The 17,948-nt window shown below is 71.6% G+C and carries 20 protein-coding genes; 14 read left to right on the top strand and 6 right to left on the bottom strand.

Translation table 11 applies throughout. From position 1 onward, the window contains the following. Positions 1 to 417 precede the first annotated feature (417 nt). From AC067A_RS34075 to AC067A_RS34020, 12 genes are all read left to right on the top strand, one after another. Positions 418 to 987 (top strand): GNAT family N-acetyltransferase, encoded by a 570-nt coding sequence (locus AC067A_RS34075; protein WP_479247027.1) that lies wholly within the window; start codon positions 418 to 420, stop codon positions 985 to 987. 155 nt (positions 988 to 1,142) lie between these two features. Next, on the top strand, positions 1,143 to 1,226 hold the full coding sequence (locus tag AC067A_RS34070) for a putative leader peptide (protein WP_310591794.1): 84 nt from the start codon (positions 1,143 to 1,145) through the stop codon (positions 1,224 to 1,226). 136 nt (positions 1,227 to 1,362) lie between these two features. Next, a complete protein-coding gene (locus AC067A_RS34065) occupies positions 1,363 to 3,060 on the top strand; it encodes a nitrite/sulfite reductase (protein WP_479247026.1) in 1,698 nt (565 codons plus the stop codon). After that, a complete protein-coding gene (locus AC067A_RS34060; RefSeq protein ID WP_017238256.1) occupies positions 3,057 to 3,236 on the top strand; it encodes a hypothetical protein in 180 nt (59 codons plus the stop codon). The genes AC067A_RS34065 and AC067A_RS34060 overlap by 4 nt, the downstream gene beginning before the upstream one ends. Next, positions 3,233 to 3,955 carry a phosphoadenylyl-sulfate reductase gene (locus tag AC067A_RS34055; RefSeq protein WP_479247024.1) on the top strand — a complete coding sequence of 241 codons (723 nt, stop codon included), beginning with the start codon at positions 3,233 to 3,235 and terminating at the stop codon, positions 3,953 to 3,955. The genes AC067A_RS34060 and AC067A_RS34055 overlap by 4 nt, the downstream gene beginning before the upstream one ends. Then, complete coding sequence (cysC, locus tag AC067A_RS34050; RefSeq protein ID WP_376481238.1) at positions 3,955 to 4,533, top strand: adenylyl-sulfate kinase; 579 nt, start codon at positions 3,955 to 3,957, stop codon at positions 4,531 to 4,533. Before AC067A_RS34055 ends, cysC begins: the two co-directional genes overlap by 1 nt. After that, a complete protein-coding gene (gene cysD / locus AC067A_RS34045) occupies positions 4,530 to 5,465 on the top strand; it encodes a sulfate adenylyltransferase subunit CysD (RefSeq protein ID WP_033210002.1) in 936 nt (311 codons plus the stop codon). The genes cysC and cysD overlap by 4 nt, the downstream gene beginning before the upstream one ends. After that, positions 5,465 to 6,805, top strand: a complete 1,341-nt coding sequence (locus AC067A_RS34040; protein ID WP_479247023.1) for a sulfate adenylyltransferase subunit 1 — start codon at positions 5,465 to 5,467, stop codon at positions 6,803 to 6,805. Before cysD ends, AC067A_RS34040 begins: the two co-directional genes overlap by 1 nt. Before the next feature lie 205 nt (positions 6,806 to 7,010). Beyond that, positions 7,011 to 8,123 (top strand): aliphatic sulfonate ABC transporter substrate-binding protein, encoded by a 1,113-nt coding sequence (locus AC067A_RS34035; RefSeq protein ID WP_479247022.1) that lies wholly within the window; start codon positions 7,011 to 7,013, stop codon positions 8,121 to 8,123. Between the two features lie 70 nt (positions 8,124 to 8,193). Further along, positions 8,194 to 8,988: an ABC transporter ATP-binding protein gene (locus AC067A_RS34030; RefSeq protein ID WP_479247020.1), complete on the top strand. Its 795-nt coding sequence runs from the start codon at positions 8,194 to 8,196 to the stop codon at positions 8,986 to 8,988. Next, positions 8,975 to 9,868, top strand: coding sequence for an ABC transporter permease (locus AC067A_RS34025; protein WP_479247018.1), 894 nt, complete (start codon positions 8,975 to 8,977; stop codon positions 9,866 to 9,868). Before AC067A_RS34030 ends, AC067A_RS34025 begins: the two co-directional genes overlap by 14 nt. An 8-nt stretch (positions 9,869 to 9,876) precedes the next feature. Continuing rightward, positions 9,877 to 10,620, top strand: a complete 744-nt coding sequence (locus AC067A_RS34020; RefSeq protein WP_479247016.1) for a sirohydrochlorin chelatase — start codon at positions 9,877 to 9,879, stop codon at positions 10,618 to 10,620. A 137-nt stretch (positions 10,621 to 10,757) separates the two neighbouring features. Here the strand turns inward: AC067A_RS34020 and AC067A_RS34015 are convergent, their stop codons facing one another. After that, positions 10,758 to 11,330: a TIGR03086 family metal-binding protein gene (locus AC067A_RS34015; protein WP_479247014.1), complete on the bottom strand. Its 573-nt coding sequence runs from the start codon at positions 11,328 to 11,330 to the stop codon at positions 10,758 to 10,760. A gap of 180 nt (positions 11,331 to 11,510) precedes the next feature. Here AC067A_RS34015 and AC067A_RS34010 point away from each other — a divergent pair, with 180 nt between their 5' ends. Further along, entirely contained in the window at positions 11,511 to 12,377 is an 867-nt protein-coding gene (locus AC067A_RS34010) for a D-alanyl-D-alanine carboxypeptidase family protein (RefSeq protein WP_479247012.1), read from the top strand. Between the two features lie 82 nt (positions 12,378 to 12,459). On the opposite strand, the gene AC067A_RS34005 is transcribed toward AC067A_RS34010, so the two are convergent. From AC067A_RS34005 to AC067A_RS33985, 5 genes are all read right to left on the bottom strand, one after another. Next, positions 12,460 to 13,098 carry a mycothiol-dependent nitroreductase Rv2466c family protein gene (locus tag AC067A_RS34005; protein WP_479247009.1) on the bottom strand — a complete coding sequence of 213 codons (639 nt, stop codon included), beginning with the start codon at positions 13,096 to 13,098 and terminating at the stop codon, positions 12,460 to 12,462. A gap of 74 nt (positions 13,099 to 13,172) precedes the next feature. Next, complete coding sequence (locus AC067A_RS34000) at positions 13,173 to 13,727, bottom strand: DUF1697 domain-containing protein (RefSeq protein ID WP_479247007.1); 555 nt, start codon at positions 13,725 to 13,727, stop codon at positions 13,173 to 13,175. A 140-nt stretch (positions 13,728 to 13,867) separates the two neighbouring features. Next, positions 13,868 to 15,160, bottom strand: a complete 1,293-nt coding sequence (locus tag AC067A_RS33995; protein ID WP_479247006.1) for an ABC transporter substrate-binding protein — start codon at positions 15,158 to 15,160, stop codon at positions 13,868 to 13,870. Further along, positions 15,157 to 15,999 (bottom strand): carbohydrate ABC transporter permease, encoded by an 843-nt coding sequence (locus tag AC067A_RS33990; RefSeq protein ID WP_479247005.1) that lies wholly within the window; start codon positions 15,997 to 15,999, stop codon positions 15,157 to 15,159. The genes AC067A_RS33995 and AC067A_RS33990 overlap by 4 nt, the downstream gene beginning before the upstream one ends. Next, positions 15,996 to 16,940: a carbohydrate ABC transporter permease gene (locus tag AC067A_RS33985; RefSeq protein WP_479247004.1), complete on the bottom strand. Its 945-nt coding sequence runs from the start codon at positions 16,938 to 16,940 to the stop codon at positions 15,996 to 15,998. The genes AC067A_RS33990 and AC067A_RS33985 overlap by 4 nt, the downstream gene beginning before the upstream one ends. A 143-nt stretch (positions 16,941 to 17,083) precedes the next feature. On the opposite strand from AC067A_RS33985, the gene AC067A_RS33980 reads away from it, so the two are divergent. Then, entirely contained in the window at positions 17,084 to 17,941 is an 858-nt protein-coding gene (locus tag AC067A_RS33980) for a phosphotransferase enzyme family protein (RefSeq protein ID WP_479247002.1), read from the top strand. The last annotated feature ends 7 nt before the right edge of the window (positions 17,942 to 17,948 follow it).

The raw sequence follows: 17,948 nt of genomic DNA, 5'->3' as shown, positions 1-17,948 counted from the left end.
AGCTTGGGGAAGGAGCTACTTGGGCGTTTCGGCCGTGCGGCGAGCGTGCGTGCCGGGCGGTCCGGACCCGACGGGAATGGTCAGACAGGCCCTAGGGGAGCGTCTTGCCGTTCGGGCCGGATCAGGGAGCGGGGCCCGGTGCGCGCGATCGCAAGGCGGAGGAGGGAGCCGACGCGGAGCGTCGGCGACCGACGACTACGCGGCGAGCGTGCGTGCCGGGCCCCGCGAGCCCGGCCTGAACGGCAAGACGCCCCCAGCCCGACCCCCCTGTCCAGCATGCGGACACGTGCCCGAGGGAGCGCCCGCCGGGCGCTCTGCCGCCGGGGGCCGCCCGGCCGTCCGCCTGCCGCACCCGGGACGGCCGGGCGCCGGAGGCCCGGTCTGGGAATCCGGCGCTCCGCATGATGCGATGAGCCCATGAGCATCACTCTCACCACCTGGTCCCTCGAACAGACCTCGCCGTCCGACCTGCGTCCCGCGACCCCGCCGGAGGGCGAGGACGTCCGGATCCGGCGGGCCGAGGTGCCGTCGGCGGAGTTCAGCCGCTTCCTCTACACCGCCGTAGGCGGCGACATCCGCTGGTCCGACCGACTGTCGCTGACGTACCGGCAGTGGCAGGAGATCGTCGAGAAGCCGGGCGCGGAGATCTGGGTGGCGTACGACAGGGGGACGCCGGCCGGGTACGTGGAGCTGGACCCGCAGGACGACGGCGTGGTGGAGATCGTCTACTTCGGCCTGATCCCGGCCTTCCGGGGCCGCCGGATCGGCGGGCACCTCCTGTCGTACGGCACCGCGCGGGCGTGGGACCTGGCCGAGCGCTGGCCGGACCGCGAGGAGACCAAGCGGGTCTGGCTGCACACCTGCTCGCTCGACGGCCCGCACGCGATGGCCAACTACGAGCGGCGCGGCTTCCGGCTGTTCGACACCAAGGTCGAGGAGGCCGAGGAGGCCGAGACCCCCGGCCCGTGGCCCGGCGCCCACGCCTGAGCCGTACCGGAGGAACCTCCGAAGCACCGCAAAGGGGCCCTGATCTGGGCCCCTTTCGCGTGACCCAGAACACACTGTCCCATCAAGCGAGACGACTACGTCCGAATGCTGGACGATGCTGGACTGGGTCCAAAGTCCCGTGACACGCTTCCGTCATGTCTGGAACTGGAATTGCCTTGGTGAGTCGGCGGCACGTCGACCTCGGCCGCATGTCCAGCGCCATCTGTCCGGCGCGCTGAGAGAACCAGCACCGCCGCGATTCTTTTTCAGCCCGACTCTGCCCCACCCTGCTGCGCACTGACGCGCCACCCTCTGACCTGAGCGCGAGTGTGCAGGTCAGAGCCGCCCTCTCGCAGTCCCGAAGGACAAGACGCCATGGCCGCCACCCCGGAAAACCCCACTCCCGCCGCCGCCCGCCGCAAGGCCGGGCGCCACCGTGGCGAGGGTCAGTGGGCCGTGGGGCACTTCACCCCTCTGAACGGCAATGAGCAGTTCAAGAAGGACGACGACGGTCTCAATGTGCGGACACGGATTGAGACGGTCTACTCGAAGCGCGGCTTCGACTCCATCGACCCCAACGACCTGCGCGGGCGCATGCGCTGGTGGGGTCTCTACACCCAGCGCAAGCAGGGTCTGGACGGCACCAAGACCGGCGTCCTGGAGCCGGAGGAGCTGGACGACGAGTACTTCATGCTCCGCGTCCGCATCGACGGCGGCCGGCTGACCACCGAGCAGCTCCGCGTCATCGGCGAGATCTCCGAGGAGTTCGCCCGCGGCACCGCCGACATCACGGACCGCCAGAACGTCCAGTACCACTGGATCCGCATCGAGGACGTCCCCGAGATCTGGAACCGCCTGGAGGCGGTCGGCCTGTCGACCACCGAGGCCTGCGGCGACACCCCGCGCGTCATCCTCGGCTCGCCCGTGGCCGGCATCGCCGCCGACGAGATCATCGACGGCACCCCCGCCATCGACGAGATCCAGCGGCGGATCGTGGGCAACAAGGACTTCTCCAACCTGCCCCGCAAGTTCAAGTCCGCGGTCTCCGGCTCGCCGCTGCTCGACGTGGCGCACGAGATCAACGACATCGCCTTCGTCGGCGTCCGGCACCCCGAGCACGGACCCGGCTTCGACGTCTGGGTCGGCGGCGGCCTCTCCACCAACCCCAAGCTCGGCGTCCGCCTGGGCACCTGGGTCTCCCTCGACGAGGTCCCGGACGTCTACGAGGGCGTCATCTCGATCTTCCGCGACTACGGCTACCGCCGGCTGCGCAACCGCGCCCGACTGAAGTTCCTCGTCGCCGACTGGGGCCCGGAGAAGTTCCGCCAGGTCCTGGAGGACGAGTACCTGAAGCGCAAGCTGACGGACGGCCCCGCGCCCGAGCAGCCCGCCGGCCAGTGGCGCGACCACGTCGGCGTCCACCGGCAGAACGACGGCCGCTTCTACGTCGGCTTCGCACCGCGCGTCGGCCGGGTCGACGGCGCCACCCTGACGAAGATCGCCGAGATCGCCGAGACCCACGGCTCCGGCCGGGTCCGCACCACCGCCGAGCAGAAGATGCTCGTCCTCGACGTCGAGGAGGCGCAGGTCGACGGCATCGTCGCCGCGCTGGAGGCGCTGGACCTGCGCGTCACCCCCTCGCCGTTCCGGCGCGGCACGATGGCCTGCACCGGCATCGAGTTCTGCAAGCTCGCGATCGTCGAGACGAAGGGCCGCGGCTCCTCGCTCATCGACGAACTGGAGCGCCGCATCCCGGACTTCGACGAGCCGCTCACGATCAACATCAACGGCTGCCCGAACGCCTGCGCCCGCATCCAGGTCGCGGACATCGGCCTCAAGGGCCAGCTGGTCCTGGACGACGAGGGCAACCGCGTCGAGGGCTACCAGGTGCACCTGGGCGGCGCCCTCGGCCTCGAGGCCGGCTTCGGCCGCAAGGTCCGCGGCCTCAAGGTCACCGCGGCCGAGCTCCCCGACTACGTGGAGCGCGTCCTCAAGCGCTTCCGGGCGGAGCGCGAGACCGGCGAGCGCTTCGCGACCTGGACGGCCCGCGCATCCGAGGAGTCGCTGTCGTGAGCGAGCGTGCGGCCCCGTTCTTCTGCCCCTACTGCGGCGACGAGGACCTGCGTCCGAACGAGCAGGGTCACGGCGCCTGGGAATGCGCAGCGTGCAGTCGAGCCTTCCAGTTGAAGTTCCTGGGGCTGCTCGCCCCGGCGACTTCGGGCAACACCCCTGGGAGGGAAGAGATATGACGATCACTCAGCGCGAAGAAGGCCAGGAAGCCACCGCGGCCGACCTCAAGGCACTCGCCGAGCAGGCCGGCCGTGATCTGGAGGACGCCCCCGCCCTCGAGATCCTGCGGTGGGCCGTGGACACCTTCGGCGAGCGGTTCTGCGTCACCTCCTCCATGGAGGACGCGGTCGTCGCCCACCTCGCCTCCCGGGTCCGTCCCGGCGTGGACGTCGTCTTCCTCGACACCGGCTACCACTTCGAGGAGACCATCGGCACCCGCGACGCCGTGGACGCCGTGATGGACGTCAACGTCATCACGCTGACCCCGCGGCGGACCGTGGCCGAGCAGGACGCCGAGCACGGCCCCCGGCTGCACGACCGCAACCCCGACCTGTGCTGCGCGCTGCGCAAGGTCAAGCCGCTGGAGGAGGGCCTGACCGCGTACCGCGCATGGGCCACCGGCCTGCGCCGCGACGAGTCCCCGACCCGGGCGAACACCCCGGTCGTCGGCTGGGACGAGAAGCGGCAGAAGGTCAAGATCTCCCCCATCGCCCGCTGGACGCAGGAAGACGTCGACGCGTACGTCATGGAGCACGGTGTCCTCACCAACCCGCTCCTGATGGACGGTTACGCCTCCGTCGGCTGCGCCCCCTGCACCCGCCGCGTCGTGGAGGGCGAGGACGCCCGCGCCGGACGCTGGGCGGGCCGCGCCAAGACCGAATGCGGGATCCACGGCTGATGACCACGACCCCTCAGACCTCCCAGACCTCCCAGGAGAACCACGTGACCGGTGCCACCATCTGGCTCACCGGCCTGCCGAGCGCCGGTAAGACGACCATCGCGTACGAGCTGGCCGGGCGGCTCCGTGACGAGGGCCACCGCGTCGAGATCCTCGACGGCGACGAGATCCGCGAGTTCCTCTCGGCGGGCCTCGGCTTCACCCGCGAGGACCGGCACACCAACGTGCAGCGCATCGGCTTCGTCGCCGAGCTGCTCGCCTCGCACGGCGTGAAGGTCCTGGTGCCGGTCATCGCCCCGTACGCCGACAGCCGCGAGGCGGTCCGCAAGCGCCACCAGGCCGAGGGCACCGCCTTCGTCGAGGTGCACGTGGCCACCCCGGTGGACGTCTGCTCGGTCCGTGACGTGAAGGGCCTCTACGCCAAGCAGGCGGCGGGCGAGATCTCCGGCCTCACCGGCGTCGACGACCCGTACGAGGCCCCCGAGACGCCCGACCTGCGGATCGAGTCCCAGAACCAGACCGTGCAGGAGTCCGCGGCGCAGCTCCACGCGCTGCTCACCGAGAGGGGTCTGCTGTGACCACCGTCGCCCACGCCCACGACACCACGGACAGTCCGTTCGCGCTGTCGCACCTCGACTCTCTGGAGTCCGAGGCCGTCCACATCTTCCGCGAGGTGGCGGGCGAGTTCGAGCGGCCGGTGATCCTGTTCTCCGGCGGCAAGGACTCGATCGTCATGCTGCACCTGGCGCTGAAGGCCTTCGCCCCGGCGCCGGTCCCCTTCACGCTGCTGCACGTCGACACGGGGCACAACTTCCCCGAGGTCCTCGCCTACCGCGACCGCGTGGTGGCCGAGCACGGGCTGCGCCTGCACGTGGCCTCCGTCCAGGAGTACATCGACGCGGGCAAGCTGCGCGAGCGCCCGGACGGCACCCGCAACCCGCTGCAGACCGTCCCGCTGACCGAGGCGATCCAGCAGCACCGCTTCGACGCGGTCTTCGGCGGCGGCCGCCGCGACGAGGAGAAGGCCCGCGCCAAGGAGCGGGTGTTCTCGCTGCGCGACGAGTTCTCGCAGTGGGACCCGCGCCGCCAGCGCCCGGAGCTGTGGCAGCTGTACAACGGCCGCCACGCGCCCGGCGAGCACGTCCGCGTCTTCCCGCTCTCCAACTGGACCGAGCTGGACGTCTGGCAGTACATCGCCCGCGAGGGCATCGAACTGCCGGAGATCTACTTCGCCCACGAGCGCGAGGTCTTCGCCCGCAACGGCATGTGGCTGACGGCCGGCGAGTGGGGCGGCCCCAAGGACACCGAGACGGTCGAGAAGCGGCTCATCCGCTACCGGACCGTCGGTGACATGTCCTGCACCGGTGCCGTCGACTCCGACGCCACGACGCTCGACGCCGTCATCGCCGAGATCGCCGCCTCCCGCCTCACCGAGCGCGGCGCGACCCGCGCCGACGACAAGATGTCCGAGGCCGCGATGGAAGACCGCAAGCGCGAAGGGTACTTCTAATGAGCACGTCCACCGAGCAGTTCGCCGACGTCTCGGCCACCACCCTGCTGCGTTTCGCCACCGCCGGGTCCGTCGACGACGGCAAGTCCACCCTGGTGGGCCGCCTCCTGCACGACTCCAAGTCGGTCCTCACCGACCAGCTGGAGGCCGTCGAGGCCGCGTCCATCAAGCGGGGCCAGGATGCGCCCGACCTGGCGCTGCTCACCGACGGCCTGCGGGCCGAGCGCGAGCAGGGCATCACCATCGACGTGGCCTACCGCTACTTCGCGACCGCCCGCCGCCGCTTCATCCTCGCCGACACCCCCGGGCACGTGCAGTACACCCGGAACATGGTCACCGGCGCCTCCACCGCCGAGCTGGCCGTGGTCCTCGTCGACGCCCGCAACGGCGTCGTCGAGCAGACCCGCCGTCACGCCGCCGTCGCCGCCCTGCTCCGCGTCCCGCACGTGGTCCTGGCCGTGAACAAGATGGACCTCGTCGACTACGCCGAGCCCGTCTTCGCCGCGATCGCCGAGGAGTTCACCGCGTACGCCTCCGAGCTCGGCGTCCCGGAGATCACCGCGATCCCGATCTCCGCGCTCGCCGGCGACAACGTGGTGGAGCCGTCCGCGCACATGGACTGGTACGGCGGCCCGACGGTGCTCGAACACCTGGAGACCGTCCCGGTCAGCCACGACCTGACGGCCTGCCACGCGCGGTTCCCCGTCCAGTACGTGATCCGCCCGCAGACCGCCGAGCACCCCGACTACCGGGGCTACGCCGGCCAGATCGCGGCCGGTGCCTTCCGGGTCGGCGAGGAGATCACCGTCCTGCCGTCGGGGAAGACCTCCACGATCACCGGCATCGACGCGCTGGGCGAGTCGGTGGACATCGCGTGGGCGCCCCAGTCGGTCACGATCCGGCTCGCCGACGACATCGACATCTCGCGCGGCGACCTGCTCGCCCCGGTCGGTGACGCCCCGACCACCAGCCAGGACGTCGAGGCGACGGTCTGCCACGTGGCCGACCAGCCGCTCTCGGTGGGGCAGCGGGTCCTGCTCAAGCACACCACGCGCACGGTCAAGGCGATCGTCAAGGAGATCCCCTCGCGGCTGACCCTGGACGACCTGTCCCAGCACCCGAACCCCGGGCAGCTGGTCGCCAACGACATCGGCCGGGTCGTCGTGCGCACCGCCGAGCCGCTCGCGCTCGACGCGTACGCGGACTCCCGGCGCACCGGTTCGTTCCTCCTGATCGACCCGGCGGACGGCACCACACTCGCGGCGGGCATGGCGGGCGAGTCCTTCGCCACGGCCAAGGCCGTCGCCGCGGTGGACGAGGAAGAAGGGTGGGACTTCTGACATGAGCCAGGACTTCTATGCCACCTTCGCGAAGGAGGGCGGCCGGGTGGGCTCCGGTGCCCTCGGCGCGGGCCGGGGAGGTGTCGCGCGATGTGCGTGCTGACCTCGATGCGCCGCGCGAGCGGTGCGACACGGCTCCACCCGCTCCACCCCGAACGACATAAACGCAGACTTTGCAGAAGCTGAATCGAGGGGAACACTTCCCGTGCCTGCCACCACCCGTACCACCCTGCGCCGCGGCCTCGCCGCCGCCGCCGCTCTCCCGCTGCTGATCGGCGCGCTCGCCTCCTGCGGCTACGGCTCCGAAGCCAAGAACGACGAGAAGAAGAACGTCGCCACCGAGGGCGAGAAGCTCTCCGCCGACACCGTACGGCTCGGGTACTTCCCCAATCTCACGCACGCCACCGCACTCGTCGGTGACCAGGAGGGCATCCTCCAGAAGGAACTGGGCGGCACGAAGCTGGTGCCCACCACCTTCAACGCGGGCCCGTCCGAGATCGAGGCGCTGAACGCCGGCTCGATCGACATCGGCTTCATCGGCCCCTCGCCGTCCATCAACGGCTACGTCAAGACCAAGGGCTCCAACCTGCGCATCGTCGGCGGCGCCGCCTCCGGTGGCGTGAAGCTCGTGGTGAACCCGGCGAAGATCAAGACCCTGGACGACCTCAAGGGCAAGAAGATCGCCACCCCGCAGCTCGGCAACACGCAGGACGTGGCCTTCCTCAACTGGATCTCCGAGAAGGGCTGGAAGGTCGACGCCCAGAGCGGCAAGGGCGACGTCTCCGTGGTCCGCACGGACAACAAGGTCACCCCGAACGCCTACGCCTCCGGCGCCATCGACGGCGCCTGGGTGCCCGAGCCGACCGCGTCGAAGCTGGTCAGCGACGGCGCGAAGGTCCTGCTCGACGAGTCCGACCTGTGGCCGGACAAGAAGTTCGTCATCACGAACATCATCGTGTCGCAGAAGTTCCTGGCGGCGCACCCGGACGTCGTCGAGGCGTTCCTGCGCGGCGCGGTGAAGACCAACGAGTGGATCAACGCCAACCCGGACAAGGCGAAGGCCTCGGCCAACGCCAAGCTGAAGGACCTCTCGGGCAAGGCGCTGGGCGCCAAGGTGATCGACGCCGCGTGGCCGTCCATCCAGTTCACGAACGACCCGCTGGCGGCCACGCTCCAGGCGCAGGCCGACCACGCGGTGAAGGCCGGTCTCCTGAAGAAGCCGGAGCTGTCCGGCATCTACGACCTGAAGCCGCTCAACAAGGTCCTGAAGGCCGCGGGGCAGCCCGAGGTCTCCGACGCCGGTCTCGGCGCGAAGTAGTCCCACCGAGCAGCCGGCTTCAGACACCCGTGCAGCAGCCCGAGTTCCGCTTTACCAGGAGGTGACGACCATGGCCACGACCGCGACGCTCGCCAAGGCCGAGGACCGTGCGGCGGTGACCCATGCCGCCCGCATCGAGCATGTCTCCAAGTCCTTCGGCGGACCCGCCGGCGGGCAGCTCGTCCTCGACGACATCTCGCTCGATGTCGCGCCGGGCGAGTTCGTCACCCTCCTGGGCGCCTCGGGCTGCGGCAAGTCCACGCTGCTCAACCTGGTCGCCGGGCTCGACCGGCCGTCCGCGGGGTCCATCGAGACCCCCGGCGGCCGGCCGGCCCTGATGTTCCAGGAGCACGCCCTGTTCCCGTGGCTCACCGCGGGCAAGAACATCGAACTGGCCCTGCGGCTGCGCGGGGTGCCCAAGGCCGAGCGGCGCACCGAGGCCGAGCGGCTGCTCGACCTGGTGCGGCTCGGCGGCTCGTACGGCAAGCGGGTCCACGAGCTGTCCGGCGGCATGCGCCAGCGGGTCGCGCTGGCCCGCGCGCTCGCCCAGGACAGCGACCTGCTCCTGATGGACGAGCCGTTCGCCGCGCTCGACGCCATCACCCGGGACGTGCTGCACGACGAGCTGACCCGGATCTGGCGGGAGACGAAGCTGTCGGTGCTCTTCGTCACCCACAACGTGCGCGAGGCCGTGCGGCTGGCCGAGCGTGTCGTCCTGCTCTCCTCGCGGCCCGGCCGGATCGCGCACGAGTGGACCATCGACATTCCTCAGCCGCGCCGCATCGAGGACGCCGCCGTCGCGGAGCTGTCCCTCGAGATCACCGAGCACCTGCGTGGGGAGATCCGCCGCCATGGCCAGCACTGAAACCGCCCTGACGTCGCCGAAGACGGACGACCTCGCCGGCCTCGAAGCGGGCCTGGACGCTCTCGACAGCGTGCAGATCCGGCGGACCCCGGTCCGTGAGGTGCTGCTCAAGAAGGTCTTCCCGCCGGTCGTCGCCGTCGTCCTCGTCCTGGTCGTGTGGCAACTGCTCGTCACGCTGAAGGTGACGGACGAGTACAAGCTGCCCGCGCCGTCCGCCGTATGGGACAGCCTGACCACGATGTGGCGGGAGGGCACGCTCATCGAGGTGCTGTGGACCAGCGTGTCCCGGGCCCTGTTCGGGTTCCTCCTGGCGCTCGCCATCGGCACCCCGCTGGGTCTGCTGGTCTCCCGCGTGAAGTTCGTGCGCGCGGCGATCGGACCGATCCTCGCCGGTCTGCAGTCCCTGCCGTCGGTCGCCTGGGTGGCGCCCGCCGTCCTGTGGCTCGGCCTCAACGACAGCATGATGTACGCGGTGATCCTGCTCGGCGCCGTCCCGTCCATCGCCAACGGCCTCGTCGCCGGTGTCGACCAGGTCCCGCCGCTCTTCCTGCGGGCGGGCCAGACGCTCGGCGCGACGGGGCTCAGGGGCGCCTGGCACATCGTGATGCCGGCCGCGCTCCCCGGCTACCTGGCCGGTCTCAAGCAGGGCTGGGCGTTCTCGTGGCGTTCGCTGATGGCCGCGGAGATCATCGCGTCCTCCCCCGACCTGGGGCTCGGCCTCGGCCAGCTCCTGGAGAACGGCCGCAACAACATCGACATGGCCGGGATCTTCCTGGCGATCATCCTGATCCTGATCGTCGGCATCGCCATCGACCTGCTGATCTTCAGCCCGCTGGAGCGTGCGGTGCTCCGCCGCCGCGGTCTGCTGACGAAGAGCTGAGACCGACCGTGAACCGCCCCGTCCTCCTCGTCGTCGCCCACGGCAGCCGTGACCCGCGGCACGCGGCGACCGTCCAGGCGCTGGTGCGCCGGGCCAGCGCGCTGCGGCCGGGGCTGCGCGTGGAGACGGCGTTCCTGGAGTTCAACCTGCCGTCGGTGCCGGGGGTGCTGGAACGGCTCGCCGCCGACGGGGTGCGGGAGGTGGTGGCGCTGCCGCTGCTGCTGACCCGCGCGTTCCACGCGAAGGCCGACATCCCCGCCGTACTGCGCCAGGCGCCGCCGTCCCTGGACGTCCGGCAGGCGGAGGTGCTCGGCCCCTCCCCGCTGCTGATCGCGGCGGTGGAGCGGCGGCTGTACGAGGCCGGGCTCACGCCCGCCGACAAGAGCGCGACCGGGGTCGTCCTGGCCTCGGCGGGCTCCACAGACCCGGAGGCGATCGCGGTGATCGCAGAAACGGCGCGGGAGCTGCGGCGCACCGGTTGGTGCTCCGTGCGGCCCGCGTTCGCCTCCGCATCCCTTCCCCGTACGGACGAGGCCGTCCGGGCGCTGCGCTCGGAGCCGGGCGTCCGGCGGGTGGCCGTCGCCCCGTACGTCATCGCCCCCGGCCGCCTCCCGGACCGCATCGCGGCCGGCGCCGCGGAGGCGGACGTGCTCGCCGGCGTCCTGGGCCCCTCTCCCGAGCTGGCGCGCCTGCTCCTGGACCGGTACGACGGGGCGCAGGCGGCCCGTCCGCGGGTCGCCAGGACGGCCTGACCTCCGGGGCCCGACGGCTCTCCGGGGCCGAGCGGCGCTTCAGGGCCGAGCGGCGGCGCTTCGAGCCCGACGGCTCTCCGAGGCCGAGCGGCTCTCCGGGCCCGACGGCTCTCCGGGCCCACTACCGCTTGGGGCCACTACCGCTTCGGGTCCCGTCCGCTGGCCGCGAGGGCGCGGTCGAACGCCGGGGCGTCGGCGGGGACGTCGAGGGGCGTGGCGAAGCCCTCGTACTGCCGGTAGACCTCGGCGTGTTCCTCCACGACGCCGAGGACGAAGACCGCCGTGTCCTCGGGCACGGCGAAGTCCTGCCCGGTGGAGCGGGCCAGGTCCCAGCCGTGCAGGGCCAGTTCCTTCACGAGCAGTGAGGCGATCGTGGTGGCCGGCATCGTGGCGTAGCCGGTGTCGACCTCGCCGTCCCAGACGCCGGGGCGTTCCCAGGCGGCCAGGGCCCGGCCGAGCCGGTCCGCGTACGCCTCGGCCCAGCCGTCCTCGCCGGCGAAGTCCCGCCCGACGGTCTCCTCGGGGAGCGGGGTGCGCAGGGCGCGGTGTTCGAGTCCGTGCGCGGAGTAGAGGACCAGGTGGTTGGCGAGTTCGCGGACCGTCCAGCCGGCGCAGACGGACGGGGCGGCGAGCTGTCCGGCCGTGACGGTGCGGGCGACCCGGCTCGCCTCGGCGGCGCAGACGGTGAGGTGGGTGTGGATCTCGTTCATGCGGCCGACGCTACGGACCCGGCCGGTGCCGGTCTTGAACTTTCGCGACACGTGGTGAAGTTCGTGACCCCGGACGCACATCCTTCGGGCCCTCTCACTCGTCTTCCGTGCGTCGGGCCGTACGGACCCGGCGGACATCGATTCCCAAGGGCAGACATTTTGATCACTTCGACACTCCGCGTGCGCGGTGCCGTGACCGCGTCCCTGACGGTCTCGGCCGTCCTGGCCGGAGGCGTTTTCGCCGGGCAGGCACAGGCCGCGCCGGTCGCGCCGTCGATCACCGCTCCGGGCGGCTTCGTCATGAACAACGGGACGGGGGCGACGCTGTTCACGAAGATGGCGGACACCCGGCGGTCGACCGGTTCCACCACCAAGATCATGACCGCCAGGGTGGTCCTGGCCCAGCGCGGCCTCAACCTCGATTCCAAGGTCACGATCCAGAAGGCCTACAGCGACTACATCGTCTCCAGGAACGCCTCCTCCGCCCGGCTCGTCGTCGGGGACAAGGTGACCGTCCGGCAGCTGCTCTACGGCCTCATGCTGCCGTCGGGGTGCGACGCGGCCTACGCCCTGGCCGACAAGTTCGGCACCGGCACCACGCGGGCGGCCCGGGTCAAGTCGTTCATCGGGAAGATGAACGACGAGGCCCGGAAGCTCGGCATGACGAACACGCACTTCGACTCGTTCGACGGAATAAGCAATGGGCAGAACTACTCGACCCCGCGCGACCTGACGAAGCTCGCGAGCAGCGCGATGAAGGACGCCACGTTCCGCACCGTCGTCAAGACGAAGTCCACGACGCAGAAGGTGACCACCAAGTCCGGCGGCTACCGCTACATGGCGTGGAGCAACACGAACAAGCTCCTGAGCACCTACAGCGGCGCGATCGGCCTGAAGACCGGCTCCGGTCCCCAGGCCAAGTACTGCCTCGTCTTCGCGGCCACCCGCGGCAACAAGACGGTCGTCGGCGCGGTGCTCGGCGCGCCGTCCGAGGCGAACCGGGCGGCCGACGTCAAGAAGCTGCTGGACTACGGCTTCCAGCGGTAGTCCACGCGCGATCGGGGCGGTCCGCCGCCGGCCGCCTCCCGTTCGCGGGAGGCGGCCCCGCCCCGGGTCCCGTCCGGTGCGTCTAGGCGAAGTCGAGCCCGCCCGTGCGGGTGCGCTTGAGCTCGAACAGGTCGGGGTCGCCGGCGAGGACCCGGAAGCTGTCGAAGAGTGCGGCGGCCCGCTCGCCGCGCGGGATGGCCCGCAGGACGGGGCCGAACCAGACGGTGCCGTCGACGTGGATCGTCGGGGTGCCGACGTACGCCCCCGACCCGGGCTCCGTGCCGGCGTCGTGGCTGCGGCGGACGAGCTCGTCGTGGGCCGGGTCGTGGGCGGCGGCGGCGAGTTCGGGCGGGAGGCCGAGTTCGGTGAGCGACTCGGCGACGACGGCGTCGAAGTCCTTCTGCTTCTTCTCGTGGATGCGGGTGCCGTACGCGGTGTAGAGCGGGCGGAGGATCTCCTCGCCGTGCTGTTCGGCGGCCGCGACCGCCACCCGCACCGGGCCGATGGAGGCGTCGACGAGCTCCCGGTACCAGTCGGGCAGGGTGTTGCCCTGGTTGTGGAAGTACAGGCTCATGACCTTGAAGCGGAGGTCGATGTCCCGGTGGTTCTCGACCTCGAGCATCCAGCGGGAGGTGATCCAGGCGAAGGGGCAGGCGGGGTCGAAGTAGAAGTCGACGGTGGGGCGGGCGGGGGTTCGGGGCTGGGACTCGGTGCTCGTCATACAGTCGAATCTAGCCATGGGGTGGCCTGTCACCGTGGTCCAATCACGAGCCGTGTGAGTGGGCCACTTCGGGCTCAGCCCTCTCGGGTCATCTCGACGAGCCTGACCACCGTGTTCCAGTTCCTGGCGGTGGCGACGAGGCCCTTCACGACGGACGGGCGGGAGACCGCATCGCTCAGCCGGGACCTGCCGAGGCCGTCGGGAGTGTGGAGGTAGAGCACCCGGTCGCCGAGTGCGAACTCCTCGGGGAGGAAGGCCTCACGGTCGATCGCGGCGAAGCGTTCGGGATCGGCGGGCCCGGAGTAGTAGACGGCGTGCAGCTGCTTGCCTTCGAGGTCCGCGGCCGGGAAGGGGCAGGCCTCGGCGACGGCGGCGAGGTAGTCGGCGCCGCGGACGAGGCAGTCGACGCGGAAGCCGAAGCGGTCCTCGACCGCCGCCTCGACGGCGTCCCGGAGCTCGTCCTCGCCGGCGCCCGAGTCGGTGGTGAAGACGGCGTTCCCGCTCTGGAGGTAGGTGCGGACGGCGCCGTACCCGAGGCCTTCGAGGAGCGCGCGGAGCTCCGCCATGGGCGCCTTCCGGTGCCCGCTCACGTTGATGCCGCGGAGCAGCACGGCGTACGTCTTCGTCATGGCCTCAATCTAGGCGGCCACCGCGCCTCGTGGGGGGCGGCACGGTGGCCGGTTCGAACACTGGCCGATGAAGGGGATCGCGGAGAAGACCCTTCACCCATCTGTGACTTATTCAACAAGGTTTCGTAATCGCGAATCCATCATTTGCGGTGATAGCGGGCGAGGACCCGGTTCCCGTCCGTGACCAGCCGTCGGCGCAGTTCGCCCGCGTCGACGGCTCCGCTGTAGTACTCCTGGAAGGCCGGGGTGGCCACCTTGTCCTTCCATTCCGGATAGCCGCGCACCGCCTGCGCGGGCGCGGGCCGCAGATGCGGCGCGACCGCGGCCCCGACCGCCCAGCCGTCGCGTGCGGTGTGCAGGGAGGGATCGGCGAGCGCGGCCGTGCCGGTGGGCAGCATCCAGTCGCCCCGGGCGAGCCGCACCATGTTCTCCGGACGCAGGAAGAAGTCGAGGAACGCGGCCGCCTCCTTCTTGTGGGGGCTGGCCTGGGCGATCGACAGCGTCTGCGGGGAGACGCCCTGGGCGAGTCCGGCGCTGCCGGCGGGGGCGGGCAGCACGGTCCATTCGAAACCCGCGGGGGCCTGCTGCGCGATCTGCTGCCGGTAGGCGAAGCCCAGCGGGACCATGGCGTACTCGCCGGCGAAGAAGCCGGGCAGGGTGTCGGATCCGCCGCTGCCGAGCGTCGTGCGCGGGGCGGTGCGGTCGGTGACCACCTGGTCGTGGATGGTGTCGGGGACGACGGTGTCGGCCTCGGCGAGGTCGACGGTCACCCGGCCGTCCTCGCCCCGGTGGAAGAGCCGGCCGCCCGCCGAGAGCCCGAGGTTGAGACTGACGGAGACGGGCTCCTTGAGCGGCCAGGCGACGGCGTGGCGGCCGGGGCCCATGGCCCGGGTGAGGTCCTGGGCGATCCGGCGGAACTCGGTCCAGGTCCAGGGGTGTTCCGGGGTGGGGACGCGGACGCCGGAGGACTCCAGGATCCTGCGGTTGGCGATGATCACGCGCGGTTCCTGGAGGAAGGGCACGCCGTGGACGCCCTCGCCGAAGGTGGTGGTCTCCCAGCTGCGGGCGGGGATGTCGGCGAGCAGCCGCGCGGAGAGCAGCGGGCGCAGGTCGGCGAGGTCCCCGCCGTACGCGAAGTCGCCGAGGTCGTCGGAGGCGTCGTGGATGATGTCGGGCGCCTCGCCGCCCTCGAAGGAGGTGAGGAGCTGGTCGTGGACGGAGTCCCAGCTGCCCTGGACGTACTCGACCTGGATGCCGGGGTGGGCGGCGTTCCACTCCTTCACCAGCTGCCTGTTGGCGTCGACGGACTCCTTCTGCCAGGCGAGCGACTGGAAGCGGAGCCGCACGACCCCGTCGTCGGGGCCGTCGGAGCCCGCGCCGCAGCCGGTCACCAGCAGGGCGAGGAGGGCGAGAAGGGCGAGGGCGCGTCTCATGACTTCACCGCCCCGGCGAGCATCCCGCCCGTGATCCGTCTCTGGAGGACGGCGAAGACGACGAGGGACGGCAGGGTCGCGAGGAAGGCCGCCGCGGCCAGCGGTCCGAGGTCGGCGACGCCCTCGGCGCCGAGGAAGTGGGTGAGGACGACCGGCAGGGTCTGCTTCTCCGGGGACTTGAGGAGGACGAGGGCGAAGAAGAACTCGTTCCACGCGGTGACGAAGGCGAACAGCGCGGTGGCGACGATCCCGGGGCCGAGCAGCGGGGCGGTGACCGAGACGAGGGTACGGAGCCGGCCGGCGCCGTCGACGGCCGCGGCCTCCTCCAGTTCGGCCGGGACGGCCCGTACGTACCCCGTCAGCATCCAGAGGGCGAAGGGCAGCGACCAGACCACGTAGACCAGGACGAGGCCGGCGACGCTGTCGACCAGGCGCAGGTTCTTGAGGACGAGGAAGAGCGGGATGATCACCAGGACGAAGGGGAAGGCCTGGCTGATCACCACCCAGCCGGTGGCGGCCGAGGCGAGCCGGCCGCGGTGCCGGGCCGTCACGTAGGCGAGCGGTGTCGCCACGGCCACCGCGATCACGGCCGCGGCGACCGCCGCCACCAGACTGTTCCCGGCGGCCCTGAGCAGCGGCTGCTCGTCGAAGGCCTGCCGGAAGTTGGCGAGCGTGGGGTCCCGCGGGATCCAGGTGGGGTGCAGCGAGGCCAGCTCGGGCGCGGGCTTGAAGGCGGCGGAGAGCAGCCAGAGGAAGGGGAAGGCGAGGAAGACCAGGTACGCGAGGAGGGCGAGGTACTGGCCGATCCGCGCGGGTCCGCCCGCCTTGAGGGTGCTCACCGGTCCTGGTCCCCTTTCAGACGGCGTACGAGGGAGAGGGCGATGAGCACCGAGACGGCGGCGACCATGACGCAGCCCATCGCGGCGGCGTACCCGAACTGTCCGTAGCGGAAGGCCTCTTCGTAGGCGAAGAGCATGGGCAGCCGGGTCCGGCCGCCCGGGCCGCCGCTGGTCAGCACGTAGACCAGGGCGAAGGAGTTGAAGTTCCAGATGAGGTTGAGGGCGGTGATGGCGAGGGCCACCGGTCTCAGCGCGGGCCAGGTGACGGCGCGGAAGCGGCGCCAGGCGCCGGCGCCGTCGAGGGCCGCGGCCTCGTGGAGGTCGCGCGGGGTGTTCTGGAGTCCGGCGAGCAGGGCGACGGTGGTCTGCGGCATCCCGGCCCAGACGCCGACGACGAGCACCGCGGGGAGGGCGGTGGCGAGGCCGGAGAGCCAGTCGTGGCCTTCGCCGAGGCCCAGGTTCCGCAGGGTCTCGTTGAGGATGCCGGCGTCGGGGTGGTAGACGAGCCGCCACATGATGCCGACGACGACCTCGGGCATCGCCCAGGGCACGATGGCAAGCGCCCGCGCCAGCGGGCGGAAGCGGAGCTTCTGGTCGAGCAGCAGGGCGAGGCCGAGGGCGAGCAGGAACTGGGGGACGGTGACACCGACGGCCCAGAGCAGCCCGATGCGGAAGGAGTCCCAGAAGAGGGTGTCGTGCAGCAGGTCCTGGAAGTTGAGGGTGCCGACCCACTGGGTGGCCCGGGTGCGGCCCGACTGGGCGTCGGTGAAGGCGAGCGCGATGCCGTAGAGCAGCGGGCCGACGCTGAGCACGAGGATCGGCAGGAGGGCCGGGAGCACCAGGAACCAGGCGCCGAGGTCGGGCCCGCGGGGGCGTCCGTCACGGGCGGCGCGCGAGGGGCGCGTCCTGCCCGGTCGCTTCGTCGCGGTCAGCGAGCTCATCGATCCGACCCCCGTCCGCTGCCTCGGCCGCCGTGGGAACCCCGCCATGGTCCTGACGGCCCGTCGGCCCGTCAAGGCGAGCTACGCCGTGAGCTGCGCGGATGCGAGACTTTGGCGCAAACACACGGGTGAGGGAGAGGTCGATGGACGAGGCTCGGGCGCGGGAGATCCTGGCGGCGGCGGGGCTGCCGGTCGCGGAGGCGCGGCTGCTCGCCCTGGGGGAGAACGCGGTCTTCGCGGTGGGCGGCCTGGTGGTGAAAGTGGGCCGGGACGCCGAGCTGTTCGGGCGGGCGGAGCGGGAACTGGCGCTGGCGTCGTGGCTGGAGGCGGCGGGGGTGCCTGCCGTGCGGGCCGCCGAGGAGAAGCCCCGTCTGGTCGAGGGGCACCCGGTCACCGTCTGGCACCGGCTGCCCGACGCGGTCCGGCCGGCCGAGCCGCGCGATCTGGCCCCGCTGCTCCGGGCGGTGCACGCGCTGCCCGAGCCGGCGGACCTCGCCCTTCCGCGCCGTGACCTGCTCGGCGGGGTCGAGCGGTGGCTGCGGCTCGCGGGCGACGCGATCGATCCGGCGGACGCCGCGTTCCTGCGGGAGCGGCGCGACTCCTTCGCCCCGGCGGCCGCCGCCCTGACCCCGCGTCTGGCGCCGGGCCCGGTCCACGGCGACGCCCTCCCCCGGAACGTTCACGTCGGCCCGGACGGCCCGGTCCTGGTGGACCTGGAGACCTTCTCGTCGGATCTGCGCGAGCACGACCTCGTGGTGCTCGCCCTCTCCCGGGACCGGTACGGCCTCGACCCGGCCGCCTACGACGCCTTCACGGAGGCGTACGGCTGGGACGTCCGGGAGTGGGAGGGGTGCGCGGTGCTGCGCGGCGCGCGGGAGACCGCGAGCTGTGCGTGGGTGGCGCAGCACGCGCCGGTCAATCCGAAGGCGCTGGCCGAATTCGAGCGCCGGGTGGCCTCGCTGCGGGAGGGCGACGCCGAGGTCCGCTGGTACCCGTTCTGACATCATG

The sequence above is a fragment of the Streptomyces sp. NPDC043176 genome (assembly GCF_056436715.1).
Note: the sequence above shows the minus strand (reverse complement) of the source record. Positions and strands in the feature narration are given on the sequence as shown.